The sequence below is a fragment of the Lacunimicrobium album genome (assembly GCF_052161635.1).
GTDB lineage: Bacteria > Planctomycetota > Planctomycetia > Planctomycetales > Planctomycetaceae > SXPC01.
In genome coordinates this window covers 192401-208246 of the sequence record NZ_CP197413.1, presented here as the reverse complement: position 1 = coordinate 208246, position 15846 = coordinate 192401, and the positions used below count along the sequence as shown (strand labels likewise).

The 15846-nt window shown below is 53.8% G+C and carries 8 protein-coding genes; 3 read left to right on the top strand and 5 right to left on the bottom strand.

All coding sequences use genetic code 11. The features are described 5' to 3' along the window. Positions 1-360: 360 nt before the first annotated feature. The gene (locus SH248x_RS00820) at positions 361-717 is read left to right on the top strand and encodes a hypothetical protein (protein WP_459556612.1); all 357 of its coding nucleotides are present in this window, start codon (positions 361-363) and stop codon (positions 715-717) included. 108 nt (positions 718-825) lie between these two features. Here SH248x_RS00820 and SH248x_RS00815 read toward each other — a convergent pair whose 3' ends face one another. After that, a complete protein-coding gene (locus SH248x_RS00815) occupies positions 826-2598 on the bottom strand; it encodes a response regulator (protein WP_459556611.1) in 1773 nt (590 codons plus the stop codon). Positions 2599-3086: 488 nt separating this feature from the next. On the opposite strand from SH248x_RS00815, the gene SH248x_RS00810 reads away from it, so the two are divergent. Beyond that, complete coding sequence (locus tag SH248x_RS00810) at positions 3087-3629, top strand: hypothetical protein (RefSeq protein ID WP_459556610.1); 543 nt, start codon at positions 3087-3089, stop codon at positions 3627-3629. Positions 3630-3990: 361 nt separating this feature from the next. Here the strand turns inward: SH248x_RS00810 and SH248x_RS00805 are convergent, their stop codons facing one another. The 3 genes from SH248x_RS00805 to SH248x_RS00795 form a co-directional block, all read right to left on the bottom strand. Further along, positions 3991-4200, bottom strand: a complete 210-nt coding sequence (locus SH248x_RS00805; protein ID WP_459556609.1) for a CsbD family protein — start codon at positions 4198-4200, stop codon at positions 3991-3993. Between the two features lie 272 nt (positions 4201-4472). Beyond that, positions 4473-5552 (bottom strand): hypothetical protein, encoded by a 1080-nt coding sequence (locus SH248x_RS00800; protein ID WP_459556608.1) that lies wholly within the window; start codon positions 5550-5552, stop codon positions 4473-4475. A gap of 206 nt (positions 5553-5758) precedes the next feature. Next, entirely contained in the window at positions 5759-6940 is a 1182-nt protein-coding gene (locus SH248x_RS00795; RefSeq protein ID WP_459556607.1) for a hypothetical protein, read from the bottom strand. 514 nt (positions 6941-7454) lie between these two features. Between SH248x_RS00795 and SH248x_RS00790 the strand changes: the two genes are divergently transcribed. Further along, a complete protein-coding gene (locus tag SH248x_RS00790; protein WP_459556606.1) occupies positions 7455-14537 on the top strand; it encodes a beta strand repeat-containing protein in 7083 nt (2360 codons plus the stop codon). 274 nt (positions 14538-14811) lie between these two features. On the opposite strand, the gene SH248x_RS00785 is transcribed toward SH248x_RS00790, so the two are convergent. Then, positions 14812-15801, bottom strand: a complete 990-nt coding sequence (locus tag SH248x_RS00785) for a malate dehydrogenase (RefSeq protein WP_459556605.1) — start codon at positions 15799-15801, stop codon at positions 14812-14814. Between the last annotated feature and the right edge of the window lie 45 nt (positions 15802-15846).

Genomic DNA, 15846 nt, shown 5'->3' with positions numbered 1-15846 from the left:
TCAGCCTCCAATGAGGGGGATGACTGGGGTCAGGCCTTCTTGCTGACCCCACTCGTACATGCACCGATTTCGTTCACCCGGCGGCGTTCTATTGATCTCACGGAGATCGGTATCAGCCGCCCAATCTCGACGCCACCTGCGTCATGCTTTGGAATCGTTGCCCCGGGAATGAGGACGTCCCGGGGCGACAAACTCTCGGGACACATTCGCATGATTTCTTTCTCGCTGATTGCTTCCTCGGCTCACGATGAGTTAAACTAGGTAATCCCGATCGTTTGGGGATGACTGCAGCCATCCAGGAGGGGCTCAGTTTACCGGAAGCAAAATTCGCCAGGAGGGGCAGCGAGAAGGAGATCTGAGATGTGGCGTCCTTTGTTGAGTGTTGCCGTCTGTGCAATCGGCGTATCGTTGGGAATGGGAAGCAGTGAAGTCAAAGCTGGCGGCTACTTATATTCGCCTTATGGATACAGCCCGTACGCGGCTCCTGTCTTCGCAGCACCTGTTCCTGTGGGCCTGTCTGCTCCGGTCGTAGCAACCTACTACGCACCCGCTCCCGTTTATGCAACGCCGGTCATCATGCCGGTCGAGCCCGTTCCTGTCATCGTTCCACAACCTTACGTCGTCCCGGCTGCTTATTACGTCGCCCCGCGTACCGCTGTGACCCGCGTCCATTACGGCCCGTTTGGTGGTGCTCGCGCCGTCACTCGATTCCGCTAAGTCATCACGGCCAGGCTGGGGTCAGGATCTTTTACTGCCTCCAGTCATCGTTTGTCGCAAGCTCACGATTTCGTGAGAGCAGACGATGAGCATTTCACCGCGAGAAGCTTAATTGGCAACAGGAGCAGGCGGCGGTTCTTTTAACCCCGCCTCGACTTCATTCAACAGTTGGTCCAGCCGAAACGGCTTGTAGAGCACTGATCTCAGGCCCATTTGCCTGGCTTTGACGATCGAGTGTGTCGGGTCATAGCCGAAACCTGTCATCAGGATGACTGAGAGTTCGGGTGTCTTCTCTTTGATCGTCTTGAAGACGTCAAAGCCTGTCATATCTGGAAGTCGGATATCGGCGATCACTGTGTCGTAAGAGAACCGACGACACATCAGTAAGGCTTCATCACCATTGTGAGCCGTCTCGACCTCGCAGCCATAACGTCCCAGCAGATCGTGTGCTGCTTTGCGAACCATCTCGTCATTATCAACAACCAGAATCCGCTTGCCTTTGAGTAATGGACGATCGCCTCGTGCTCCCGCAGCCGGGTTACCAAGCCGGGGCGCCAGCGTCTCGCCGACCTTGTGAATCTGCTGACGAATCTCTCTGGTGTGCATCAGGATTCGCTGCAGACGCTCGGCGACATTAGGCTCGTGTCCAATATAACGCTCGAGAATCCAGGCGGCGTCGTTGAGAATCTCATCAACCGGGCCTGCAACTTCCCGCAGGATCAGGCTGGTACTTTCGCTGGCCGTTGTCGCTTTTTCTGCCACAAGCAGGTCGAGTGTGTTCAGTGCGATCGCGACTTCGCGTCCGAATAGCTCCAGGAACTGCAGGTCGTCTTCCGAGAAGAACCCGGGCGTCGGGCTTTCGACGTTGAACGTCCCCAGAACTTTATCATGGAGAATCAGAGGCACGGTCAGCGAACTTCTCGCGCCTGGCGCGCCCGGCAGATACAACGGATCCGCTTCGGTGTCATCGCAGAGATAACTCTTGCCACTTGCTGCGACATATCCTGTCACACCGTTGCTCGCTGCATTCGCGTAAAGCGTCCGACCGACGGCATCAGGTCCCATGCCATAGGAGAGTAGAGGCATCAGTTCCTGGGTGCTCTTGTTGAGCAAGCGAACTTCCGCTGTATCGAACTTCAACAGGTCCAACGTGTAATGCAGGATCTTCTCTTTGAGCAGTTCCGTACGTTCTTCGACCGTCAGCTCGGTGATTTCTTCAGGAATCAGATCACCAAGTTCGAGACCGGCCTGATAGATCGCTGTCAGTTTTTGAGTCTGCAGAATTTCGTGCGACTGATCCGAGACGATCGCGAGCGCGAACCGACTCATCCCTGCTCCCGCTTCCTGCAGCGGCACAACTTGAACTCGATAATACTGCTTGTCGGAAATCTTCAGCGTCGCCGACGCCGAACAGCCTGAGGCCATGACGGTATGAATCGGGCAGGATTCATCGTCAATGATCTCGTAGGTTCCGCCAAAAATCTCGTAGAATTGACGGTTCAGAAAGACACTGATTTCTGGCGCAATCTGCCGGACATTCTCGGTATGCCACAGAATCGTCAGTTTCTCATCAAGGATGAACAATCCCTGAGGCAGCGACGAGAGGACCTGATCGATCAGCCCGACTGCAATCTGTTCACTGCGATTGCTCGTCAGATGCAAAACTCCGGCGAGCTCTTCCTGTCCGATCGCAGAAAGAATTTCAGCGACATTGACAGCGGGCACGAAACGCGCGAACGCCACACCATCCGTCCCTGGGACAGAATCCTGACGCAATTCGACGGCATCGCTGCCTGCGAGACGGACGCTTTGTCCGGGAATTAAGTAAGCCTTACCTGAAGTCACTCTACTGCTTTCCGCATGGAAGGGCCACATCTTCATTGCCCACGACGATTGTCGAGGCCGAACCCGTTCCTGTTCGTTGTTCGCCCGATCCTGGGCGGTGGTGCTCCTTGCGTCATTCGACGGACTCAGGTACAGCCGAGGCGAAGAAATTTACTTTCCTTCGACACAGGCTATTCCATTAATTTTAGTGTAGTCGAACTCCACGGGACAAGGGCGTGTTTGACGGATGAGAACTCTTTGACAAATTCAAACCCGTCGCGCAGGGGGCGGGACGTTATCCCATCCGTTTGACCGACGCCATGGAAATTTTCATTCCGGGACCTGTGTTGCAGGATTTTCCAGACGGTCTGAAGTGTCTGTCTATATAAATGCCTGCAGACCAATTCATCTTGGCAGGCATCTGTCAACAAGCGACAATCCTTCAAACAACTGTTAGACGCAGCTTCGCCTCGCTCAAAGACAATGCGACGGCTCACCCTCAGGTGGTTTCCCAAACTCGACCTCTTAACGTAAGGCTGACATCCATGGACGTTCCCACATCGACCATCTTCAACGCATCAACTTTTTCCCGCAGCATCGCCGCAATCGCCTTCAGCGGAGCGCTCTGGCTGCTCATCACCTCAACAACAACCGCCCAGAACACCTTCCCGGCGACGCCCAATACGCAAGCAACCCCACCCATCACCACGCTCGAAGCCGACGTCTTCCAGACTCTCGGCTCCTTTTCTGGTGCTCACCTTTACTCGACTTACATCGCCATCGGTTCCGTCGCTGACTGCTACGTCGGCCAGACCTACAAAGCTGATAAAGTCCAAAGCATGATGGCATCGATCGATAAAATCTGCATCACGCTCAAAACTCAATTGGAAAAAATTGAACCTAAACTCGCCGCTGCCCAGGATAAGAAATCGACACGCGAAATTATCGAAACCCTCGGTCTTCTCCAACTCGAAGCTCAGCAACTCTCCCAGTTCACCCGCTCCAATACCGAAGCCGACTTTCGCGCCTACGAGCAAACCCGCACCAACGTCTGGCCTAAAATCCAATCCATCCTCGGCCTGAAGTAACTCTCTTAGGCGAGCGGGGGATGTCAATCCCCTGTCCCCTGTGCTCCCTACTGCCAACGCCCTATCGAATACGCACAACACGATTATTTCATGCTGACCCGAGACCACAAAAAAAGCCCTGAGCAATTACTCAGGGCTTTTTTTTCAGGACGACGTGATATTGCTAAAAAACAGCGTCACTCTAGTACGATCAGTTGTTGTGGAACGACCTGCCTGGATTGATTCCAAATGATGCAGGTGTCAGGTTTGAATTCATACCAGTCCTGTGTCTTGTCGCCTCGGTGCTTCAGCAGGTGAGTGTCAGTCACCCAAGCCTGAGGCAGTTTTCCGAAGCGTTTGTCTCGTCCAAAGACAACTGGGCTTAGGTCTTCGAGTTACATGCGTTGCAGAAGGAGTCAATTTCTTGACCAACCTTTTCCTTCGCATAGCCATAGCGTTCCTGGATCTTGCCGGCGAGTTTCTCGCGATTACCGTTGATTTGCGTGAGCTCATCATCGGTCAGCTTTCCCCATTGCTTTTTGGCTTCACCCTTGACCTGTTTCCAGTTGCCTTCGACTTGATCCCAGTTCATAACGAACTCCATTTTCGATTAACGACTTTGGTGTGTCTCAAGATTCGATGTGTATGCAAAGTTGCTGATCGTCTTGTTGATGAGATGAATGATCGCAAAGGCGATGCCAATCATCATGACAACGCCCTTAGTCGTTGAATCAAAAGCAATTAAGACCATTTATCCAACTGGCCTATTTCTGGCCTATTTGTGTTGGAGTACAGCAAATGAGCGATGACCAAACGACTCCGTACGTTCATTGATCGCCATGATCGAAAGTCGCGCGAACAAACTCAGAACGTCATTCCACCGCTAAGCATCAAGCCCGATTCCAGCGAAAACACGTCGTCGGAATATCGAAACAGCATCTCGCGATCAAACACATACCCGACATCAAAGGTCAGCGTACTCTTCTCTCCCTCAAGCCTACACCCCAGCAGCGCCCGGTAATCGGCCATCTGCACCATCTCATCTCCGCCCGTCACTGTCGACTTGATCTGATACGCCTCCACGTGATACGCAAGGCCCATCGTCAACCAGAACTTCGTATACTCGGACTCATACAGACACGCCCCGATTTCAGGATGCGGATAAACCATGTGCAGATAAAAATCAGGACCCGGCGTCCACGTAAACCCCGCATGGGGCAGAACGATCGCATCGACTCGATCCCAGTAGAAAGCACCATAAACCAGATGCAGGTCTTCCGAGATCCGCATGATGTTGTAGAGATCGATGTCGAACATCCAGGCATCGGAATTCATGTTGGCCCGCATGTCAGCAGCAAACTGCGGAGTGACGCTGAACCCAAAACCGCCGTCTTTGTCTGCTGCAGCTCCGAACGCCACCGGAAAGGCAAATCGAAACACATTCGGCGGCAGTTCGGGGGTCCCTGGACCAGTCCACTCGCGATAACTGAAGAAGGGGAGCGTCGTCTGGTCAAGCGGCGCAAGAACTGTTGGATTGTTGCTGTCGATATCGTATCCCAGATCCAGTTCGAAGATCTGCAGACTTCCCCCGTTGTTCCCGTTTCTGTCTTTCACATCCGACGGGAAAATGAAGCGAAAGTCATCTCTCGTTATCCCTTGAAACACATCGGCGACTTCCGCATCCGGATTGTCGAGGGAGATCATCGGGCCAGCAATATCGGCTTCCGTCAGTGGGACGTCGACCATGCCCAAATCAGGGCTGGCGGTGAATGAGCCAGAGGCCTGTTCGACGGCCGGCTCATTGGGAAATTCAGCCACCGGAGGAACAGTCGATTGCAGAGCAGCATCGAAGCTTGAACTCGGCTGATATATCGTCTCCTGCGCAACAGAGATATTCACTCCGGCCATCATCAGCGCAGCAGTCAGTAACGCATGATGTCTCATGGAGAGCTCGAAGGAATTGAGAGAGGGGAGGGGAGGAGAGGGGGGAGTCTGGTCTCACACTGTCCCTTCTCCCTTGAGGGGAGAAGGTGTCAGCGCTTCGCTGACGGATGAGGGTGGGGGTGAGGCACTATTTGACCTGCAATTCAAGTAAAACATCACTTTTCGTAGGGTCCGCTGTGCGTACCATTCTTCAAGCAAAACTGATCTTAGAACCGGATCCCGCCACGTAGCATCAGGCCCGGATCTGTATCGAAGTCAGCGGTCGATTCCTGGCGTCGGAACTCTGCTTCACGGCCAAAGACGACACCAACTTCAACAAAGTGCGAAAGATAGCCATTATCGCCACGTAAACCGACGAACGCTCGCCAGTCTTCGAGTTGGATCTGATCCTGATAGTCCGTCGGGTCAATCGTGACCTGATAGGATTCGACATGATATTCAGCCCCGGCGTAGAACCAGGTAGGACCTGTAAACCAGTTTCCAACGAAGACATCAACGCGTGGATTCGGGAAGACCAGTCGCCATTCCCAGTGCTGATTCGGCGTCCAGATCAATCCCCCGTATGGCAGGATAATCTGATCAACGCGATCCCAGTAAAGTGCTCCGACGGTCCAGGTCAGATCCTGTGACTGCTGGAAGAACAACTTGATGTCTGCATCGAACATCCAGCCATCCGAGTTCAGATTCTCTTTGAAGTCTGAAGCGATCTGTGGCTTGAATCCGAGTTGAGCTGTCCACGGACCATGCTTGGGAGTCGTCAGTTCGACACCCGTCGCGAATCGAAAAACGTTCGGCGGCAGGTTCGGAGCCCCTGGACCACTCCACTCGCGATAATTGAACTCAGGCGAAATTTTCCAGATGTAACCCTGGCCACCCTGAGTGACGTAGTCCTTGATGATATCCAGTTCAAAGACAGCCATATCGCCGGTATCAACGCCATTGCTCTCCGTGCCAGATCCGAAGATATAGCCCGCTTCAATACGGTCCGTCCATCCGAATCGATACGGCTGTGCCCCGTTCAGTCCATAGCTCGCCATCGGTGCACCGCCGTAAGGTCCGTATGGGCTGGCAGCCGAAAGCGGGTTCTGCGTCATGAACGGATCATACGTCGGCGCAGTCGGCTGAGCGTAAAACGAGTTCATTCCATTTGAGGGATAAGGCTGCCCCATCGGCGGCTGATAAGCCGTCGGAGTCGCTGTGAAACCAGGCCCCATGCTGTCTGCATAAATCTGATCAGACATGCCATTCCCGCCACCGGGAAAGAATGGATCGGCTGACTGCCCGCGAATAGCAACTTCGAACGGACTGGTGGTCGGGTAGATCGTCTGTCGTGTCTCAGGAGCCGCTGCCAGAGTGGTGGCAGCGATCAGGCAAAACAAGGTTGTCACGGCGGTGATCCTGATCGAGAAATGTACCCGACGTCCTGGTTTACTCCTCATGAGTGGCACCATTGGGTCGGTCGGATGTGGCGCCCATCACATGACATAGTCCTGCCTGGGCATCAACAAGGTGCGGGAATATCCAGAAATCTCAGAATTTCGTCAACATCAACTCAAGTTCCTGGCCCGTCCTGCCGACAGCCCGCCGTTTTCGCCCGGCAATATAAGCGTTTTGTATGTTGTAAGTTCTACAACATACCGCACAGATCTTCACATCCCACACGCCGCCTCTTGTTGATCTCCTGCTTCTCCAATAAAAGCTCGACAAATTCTCAACTATACCCGCCTTACAGTCGATTTTAGTGATAACCGTAAGAACCGGTAGAACCGGCAAACTTTACCTACCTTGAATCACACGTCTCTCTCAACTCACCCGTAGCGACACTATCAACCTGCATATCACCCGCCCGGTCAGCCTTGGGCAGCGGTATGTTTCAGAGTCTGTTTGTTGCTGGAGCCCTCCATGAACGTACCATTCAGATCACTTCTGACTGTCTTGGCGCTTTCGACCTCTGCGTACCTCTTAACCGCAGCATCCAAGGTCGGGGCTCAGGAAGAAGGACGCGTGAAGATGAATCAGTCGTCGCCGACGACTGGCACTCCGCACGTCATCGGAACCCCTTATGAGGACGGAGGTTCAGCCAGAATAGGCTCCTCCGGCTCAGCGAAAGTCGGTTCATCCGGCTCTGCCAGGGTCGGTTCGCCGTCCCCTGCTCCTGCTGAAGAAGGATCAGCCATGATCGGAGGATACTCCGGTCGTGCCACCGTTGGTGGATCTGCTCCATACACTTCTGCCAACGTCGGAGGCGGCAACGGTTCCGCATCCGCGTCGGTCAACGTCCCTCAAAGCTGGTACGTTCCACCCTCTGCGGTCAACCAGGATACCTATCCAGGGATCGGGTACCGGACCACAGAAGATCCGTTCGAGTACAAGCTTCGCCTCGACAAACGCGTCGGGGGCCTGCAAGGCTATGAGAACGGCTACACGAACCTGGGTGCCTTCCTCCCATTCGGGAATGGAGATAACAGCCTGTGGTTCGCCGATATCCGTGCCATGATCACCGATAACGGAAAAGCTGGTGCCAACCTCGGCTTCGGTCACCGTTATTACATGGACGAACTCGACGCCGTTCAGGGCTTCTCGTTCTGGTACGACTATGATGACGGCCATCGTGGCGATGCAAACAGCCAGATCGGTCTGTCTTACTCTCTCTACACTCGCTACTGGCGAATCAACGCGAACGGTTACATCGTCACCAGCGAAGACAACCAGATCGTTTCCTCAGGAATCTTTGGCAGCCCGTTCTACGTCAACGACAACATCGGTCTCAACCGCCTGAACACTCAGGAAACGGCTTACAGCGGTGGAGAAGTTGAAATCGGCGGCCCAATGCCATTACTTGGTCGATACGGCGTCGATGCCTACGTCGGCGTTTACGGTCTGACTGCTCAAGGTGGCGAAGACGCCATCGGGGTGAAAGGTCGCTTCGAAGCTCAAATCAACGAAGACCTGACCATCAGCGGTACTGCCACTCAAGACCGCGTCTTCGACAACAACTACCAGCTCGGTATCATTTACACCTTCCCCAAGAACTTCACACCCAGCCGCTGGTTCCGTCAGCGTAAAGTCTACGAAGCCATGGCTCTGGCTGACCGCCGCGATTACCGCGTCAAAGTCGACCAGACTCAGTTCACTACCACCGAACTGCTGATCAATCCAGCAGACGGAGATCCATTCCGCGTCGCACACATCATTCCACCAGAAGGTGTCGGCCAAGGTGTCATCCCAGGCGGATCAGGTCGCATCGAAGATCCATTCGTCTCTTTGGCATCCTATAACAATCAAACTCCAGACATCCGTGATCAATTCGACATCATCATGGTCAGCCAGCCAAACGCTGGTGATCCAGGTGTCAACCTGACTTCCGGGATTACGATTTTCCAGAACCAACGCCTCCTCAGCAACAATGGCCTGACCAACCTGATCGAATCAACCGTCGGGACCTTCGCGCTGCCTGATACCGGCTTTGGATTCGGAATCACACCAATCCTCACCAATGCTTTCGAAGACGCCAACAACAACGGCGTCCTCAACCCAACCGAAGACCTCGACCTTGATGGGGTCGTCGCACGCGGTGAAGACCGCAACGAAAACGGCGCCCTTGATCTAGGTGAAGACGTCAACGGTAACGGTCTGCTCGACCTTCACCGCGCTGTGGTCGTCATCGATCCAAGCCGCACTGTCCTTCAGAACTCACTCACCGAAGTTCGTGGCTTCGTCATTGATGGCTCGAACGCAGGAACAGCCTTCCCAGGCGGTGAACTCAACGACGGAATCGTCTCTCACCGTGATCCAAACGGCGACGGTATCCTCAATGATAACGAGCGTATCACTGGCTTCCTGATTCACGATAACACGATCCGGAACGTCAAAGACGGAATCAACCTCGCTACTCAAGGAACCATCCACGAAGACGTCGACTTCGACGGCCGACTCGATACGGTCAACGAAGACCTCGACGGTGATAACAAGCTCGACCTTGTCGATGAAGACACCAACGGCAATACACTCCTTGATGTCGGCGAAGACCTCGACGGCGATGGCAACCTTGATGTGATGGAAGACGTGGATCTCGATGGAAACCTCGATATCGTCGAAGACCTCAACGCAGACACTATCCTCGACATCGGTACCGAAGGGATCATCCAGAACAACATCATCATCGGAAACAACTTCCAGTCAAACCGTGGTATCCTGATCGATCACTCGATTGAGTCGCTTCTCCTGCGAGTTGCCAACAATCAGGTCGGCGGCTTCCGTGGTGAAGACGCCAACGGCAACGGGATTCTCGATGCCGGTGAAGACAACAACGGTGACGGACTGCTCGATAGCGGGATTGGTGTCGAAATCATCAACACCGCCGACGGCACACGCTCGAACATCTTCGCCAACAACCTCACGGGCACAAACCCCGACTATGCAAACTACGGTATCTTCAACAACACCCTCTGGCGTAGCGAAGACATCGATGGCGATGGTCGTCTCGACAGCGACGAAGACACCAACAACAACGGTATCCTCGATGGTGCAGAAGACGTCGACGGCGACGGTCGCCTGGATGTCGACGAAGACCGCGATGCTAACGGCCTGATCGATCTCATCTCCAACGGCAGCGGTATGCGTCTGGTCACTCAGAACTTGACTGGTGACGATGCTGGATTTTTTGTTGACTTCGTCGGGAACGACGCCTCGAACTCACGCGATGAACTCGGAGCTGGACTCAGTGTCCTCTCGACGGGAACTCAGGCGACCTTCGAGTTCGACTTCTTCACCGGCAACCAGTTTAATAACAACCTCGGTGACGGTGCTCTCATCGTCGCTGATAACCCAGGAACCGTCCGCTTCAACACGATCATCTCGGGCAACGAATTCATCGGAAACGGTTACTTCGTCGACGACCGCGATGGCGACGGAGCAACCGATGGTGTCGACGATGTCAATCTGGCCAATACCCAGGATATCGATGGTGACGGAGCCCCAGGTGGTGATGGTCTCCGCATCGTCTCAACCGGTGCAGGTTCGGAAGTCTTCATCGCCGGGATCGGTGATACGACTTCGACGAACTCCAACATCTTCTCTGGCAACCGCGATGATGGTCTTCAACTCGATGCCACCGACTCGGCGATTCTCTCCGAGTTCGGAGTCAGCGGCACCATCTTCATCTTCAACAACACGTTTAACAACAACGGCGATGACGGGATGTTCGTCAACCTCGACAACGCCGAAACCAACATCTCCTTCGGTCTGGCAACAGATAACACCCTCGGAAACAGCTTCACGAACAACGGGACCGAGTCTGACCTCGGAAACGGTCTGACACTCTACGGTCAGAACAACTCTGTGATCAACGGGGGCATCTATGGCAACACCTTCACTGCCAACGCAGGAACCGGTTTGTACATTGGTCTCGAATCAGGTTCGATCCTCGGAGCAGATTACCAGATTGTGGAAAACACGATGACCCTCAACGGTCTCGATGGCTTCCAGCTAAATATGGATAATGCCTCCTCCGATGGTCTGCTCCTCGCTCTCAACGACGCCTCTGGCAACGGCCGTAACGGGATGAACTTCCTCATGCAGGATTCAACCCTCACGGATTACACCATCATCGGAAACACCATCAACAACAACGGCAATCTTACGGTTCCAGGTCCTGGTGGTTTCACGATCGATCTCGCCTTCACTGGGACTTTCACTGCCGCTCAAACAGCTGCCTTCCAGAATGCAGCTGCTCGCTGGGCTGAAATCATCATCGGCGACCTGCCAGATGTTGATATCGGAGGCGGAACAATCATTGATGACGTTCTCATCTCTGCCGAAGTCGTCGACATCGACGGCCCAGGTGGTATCCTCGGACAAGCAGGACCAACAGCTGTCCGTGCTGATGGAACCTTCATCCCGTTCCAGGGACAGATGCAGTTCGATTCAGCTGATCTGGCAGAACTCGAAGCCAGCGGTCAACTGACGGACGTCATCCTCCACGAAATGGGCCACGTCCTCGGACTGGGCACGATCTGGGATCTCAAAGGTCTGCTTCAGAACCCAAGTAACGGAGACGGTGTCACTGATACCCGCTTCACAGGTCCTAATGCAGCAGCTCAATACAATGCCATCTTTGGAGTTGCAGGAACGAGTACACCTGTTGAAAACTCTGGTGGACCTGGAACTGCAGACGGCCACTGGCGTGAAGCCACTCTCGACAACGAACTCATGACCGGCTTCCTGAACGCTGGTGTCAACCCGATCAGCCGAATCACTGTCGGTCAGTGGGAAGACCTTGGGTATGTTGTCGACTACACCGCTGCGGATCCTTACGCTGCTCCACTCGTCGGTGGTGCAGGTGCCCGTACCATCAACATGAACCGGTTCGAAGATTACGCAGGACCTGTCACCCAGACAGCCACCCTGAACAACTTCTTCGTCTCACCTGCTCTAGTTCCAGATCCAGGTAGTGTTGGAAACGGTATCCACTTCGATCAGACCAACGGTGTTGCAACGGGTGCAATCCTTCAGAACACCATCGATGGCAACGCAGAATATGGTATCAGTACCAACCTGCATGGAACCGCGAACTTCACGCTTAATCAGTTCCAGGCCAATCAAATTACCAACAATGAATTGGGTGGTATCAATGTGATCGCAGATGACACGACGATTTACAACGATACTGTCTTTACAGGGAATACTGTCTCAAACAACGGCGGGATCGGTTACCACATTGATGCTAATAACGACGCTGTCATCAACCTCACTGTCGGCGGCACATTCACAAGCACATTCAGCGGCAATGCTGACGCAGGAATCGGCTTAGAATTCGAAGACAACACGATTGGTAACATCGATATCAGCAACGTGATCGTTCAGAACACGATTGATATTGGAGCGACCACGAATTTCAACGGTGATGGAATCGCCATCATCGCTCGTGATGCCGCAAACGTGGATGATATTCAGATCGGTAACCCAACACTCACCAATACGCAGTTGATTGGCAATGCTGGAGCAGGGGTTTACATCGCCGGCTTTAATACAGCACAGGTCAATAACTTCGTGATTGAGAACGCCATCTTCCGTAACAACGTCGACTACGGTATCCGTACCGAACGCAACGGATCTGCCTCGTTCACAAACGAAGTCATCCGCAACATCCTCGCAGATGGAAACGGAGTCGGTATCAGTCTGGTGGCACGCAACGCCGACGTCACTGATGATTACCTCCTGACCAACATCCTGATCCAGAACAGCGGAACGAACGGCCTGGAAGGACGTGTCGAAGCCGACGCCAACATGTCGATCGACTTCGGTCTGCCAGCTGCTGGCCAAGCCTATACGTTCCGCAGTCTTAACAACGGAAACGACGGTATCAACCTGTCGCAGCGAATTAACGATCCTGCCTCAGACGATCCTCTCATCTTTAACAACACACCGTGGAATAACATCCTGGTTGCCAACAACGGTGGAGATGGTATCGAAATCTCAGCCAACCATGATCTCGACATCGGGATCGTGGGAGGAAACGTCGACATCATCGATAACGATGGCAACGGTATCTTAGTCACAGAACATCCTAACAACCTCCCGACGCAACTCTCGATTCTCAATGTCACCGATACCCTGATCTCCGGAAACGGAATCTTCGGGGTCAACATTGACAACTTCAACCAGCTCGGAACCTTCTCCGGCAACGAAATCTCAGACAACGGCATCGAAACCGGCGGCGACGATCCTCTCACTGGTGGTGGAGTTGCCCTCAACGGAGTGGGTAATAGCGATGCCAGCCGAATGCTGTTCGAGGACAACCTCGTCATCAATAACGGTGGCAAAGGATTCGACGTCAGTGATAGCTTCGTCACCATTGACTCGAACGCGATCTACAACAACTCTTGGGATGGTATCGAGTACACCGGCACCAACTCACGAATTGGTACAGATGGCTGGATGGTTGTCGAAAACAACCTCATTGAGTCGAACGGCGGACGTGGTGTCGATGTAATGGTCTCCGGCCTTGGAACAGTTTCTCAGGTGGATATCAATAACAACGATATCATCAACAACGAAGGTGAAGGCGTCTATGTCGTCCTCTCTTCGGAAGCACAAGATCAGGATGGACCGACTCCTGTCGGTCCGGATGACAACACCGATGCTTCTCACGGATTCACTTTGGGGACAAGCCTGATCAACAATCCTGTCCTGGTCTTTAACATGGATAACAACCTGGTCTCGAACAACGGTCTGGGAAGTAACTTCTCAGGGACGGGTCTGGTGATTCGGGTTGGTACCACAGGTCTAGGATTCAACGAACCAGTCGTCGGCAATCCATGGGAAGACAACGATGGATTTGTCAGCGACGGAACTTTCGCTGGAGGACTTGCTAGCCAGGGAATGTTGACGGGACGTGGCGGGGTAGTTGCCTCGATCACCAACAACACATTCTCCGGAAACTTCGGGTCGGATGTTTACTTTGAATCGTTCGCCTCGACAGTCGATCCTGTGACGACAGCGGGGGCTTGGACAAATCAGAACGACAACCCACCTAACCCAGCGAACGACCAGTTTGATATCACGGCCTATCAGCGTGATGCTCTGTCCCGCTTTGATCTGAACTTCACTGGGAACACAGGAACGACGGCTGACGTCAACAATGTAGGAGCCTTCTACGACAACGACGAATCAGTCTTCAAGTCTCGTACCAACGGACAGACTCCTGGTGGTCCATTCACCGATGGAACAAGACGTCGAAACGCTCAACGTCTTGCTTCCAACGATCCACCTTGGACATCATTGCCACCGGTTCAGGATACAGGCGATCCCGATGCTGATAACTCTGCAGGATTCCTGTTCCCTGGCGTTGGTCCTTCGACCTTCCGTATCACCGGAGCATCAAACACAGCTGGTTTCAGCAGTGGATTCGCCTTCGGTGCCATCAACTACAACAACGGTTTGACAGCTGGCGAACTCGACTTCCAATGGGACGTCATTCCCTAGTCTGACTCTGATCTGAAAACCGCCGCCGTCAGCCTCCAGCTGACGGCGGCTTTTTTTATGACTTCCTCACCAACCACTTTCCTGAGCTTCCAACGGATCACTCTGACGATTAGCAATGGACCAGACCTTCCCCGGGAACATGATCCCGTCGTGTGACGAATCCCGGCAAACAAGATTCACTTCAACGTGACACAAAAATAAAAACCGCCGCCAGCCTCAAGCTGACGGCGGTTTTCTTATTGCGCCAATGACATCTTCTCGGATCATCCCGATTTCACGCCAACAAATCCTTCACCGCATCCCGCTCTGCAATCAGCTCATCCAACGTCGCTTTGATTTTGGCCTGGGCGAACTCGTTGTGTTGCTGATCCTGGATAATGCTCCAGGTCGTCCCATTGGAGGTCAGCGGGAATCCGAAGATCATCCCCTTCGGAATGCCATAGCTGCCATCGGAACAGACCGCGGCAGAGAAGGATTCTCCTTTCGCGGTTGGTCGGACAACGCTCTTGACGGTATCCAGAGCCGCATTGGCAGCAGACGCAGCCGAAGACGCGCCACGGGCTTCAATGACCGCAGCTCCGCGTTTTTGAACCGTCGAAATGAAGTCACCTTGCAGCCAGGCATGGTCCTTGATGACTTCAGTGACAGGCGAGCCGTTGATGGTCGCGTGGTAGAAGTCCGGGTATTGAGTCGCGGAGTGATTGCCCCAGATGTTGATGTTTTTGACAGACGCGATTGGCGTCCCAGCCTTAATGGCCAGTTGGCTGACCGCGCGATTCTGGTCGAGACGGGTCATCGCATACCAGCGATCCGCTGGGATCTCGGGAGCCGAGTTCATCGCGATCAGGCAGTTGGTGTTGCAGGGGTTACCAACAACCAGAATGCGGACATCCTTAGCGGCAGCAGCCTGGATTGCTTTCCCGGTGCTGGTGAAAATCGGCCCGTTGATACGGACCAGGTCGCCACGCTCCATCCCCGCTTTACGAGGCACCGAACCGACGCAGAGAACCCAGTTGCAGCCCGCAAACGCAGCTTCGAGGTTATCCGAACCGAACTTTTCGACGCCAGCCAGCGTTGGGAACGCACAGTCGTCGAGTTCCATGTGAACGCCATCAAGGGCTTTCATGGCCTGTGGCAGTTCGATCAGATGCAGAATGACCGGCTGCTCTGGTCCGAAGACTTCGCCCGACGCGAGACGGAAAATCAGTGCATATCCAATCTGACCGGCGGCTCCGGTCACAGCAACACGAATAGGGGCTGGCATTTTCGAGAATCCTTTGGAGAAAAAGTGTGGCTCAACAGCCTTCAT

Bases quoted from the DNA above. Each gene is read 5' to 3' on its own strand.
- SH248x_RS00820 (WP_459556612.1), top strand. From the start codon at position 361: ATGTGGCGTCCTTTGTTGAGTGTTGCCGTCTGTGCAATCGGCGTATCG.
- SH248x_RS00815 (WP_459556611.1), bottom strand. From the start codon at position 2,598: ATGAAGATGTGGCCCTTCCATGCGGAAAGCAGTAGAGTGACTTCAGGT.
- SH248x_RS00810 (WP_459556610.1), top strand. From the start codon at position 3,087: ATGGACGTTCCCACATCGACCATCTTCAACGCATCAACTTTTTCCCGC.
- SH248x_RS00805 (WP_459556609.1), bottom strand. From the start codon at position 4,200: ATGAACTGGGATCAAGTCGAAGGCAACTGGAAACAGGTCAAGGGTGAA.
- SH248x_RS00800 (WP_459556608.1), bottom strand. From the start codon at position 5,552: ATGAGACATCATGCGTTACTGACTGCTGCGCTGATGATGGCCGGAGTG.
- SH248x_RS00790 (WP_459556606.1), top strand. From the start codon at position 7,455: ATGAACGTACCATTCAGATCACTTCTGACTGTCTTGGCGCTTTCGACC.
- SH248x_RS00785 (WP_459556605.1), bottom strand. From the start codon at position 15,801: ATGCCAGCCCCTATTCGTGTTGCTGTGACCGGAGCCGCCGGTCAGATT.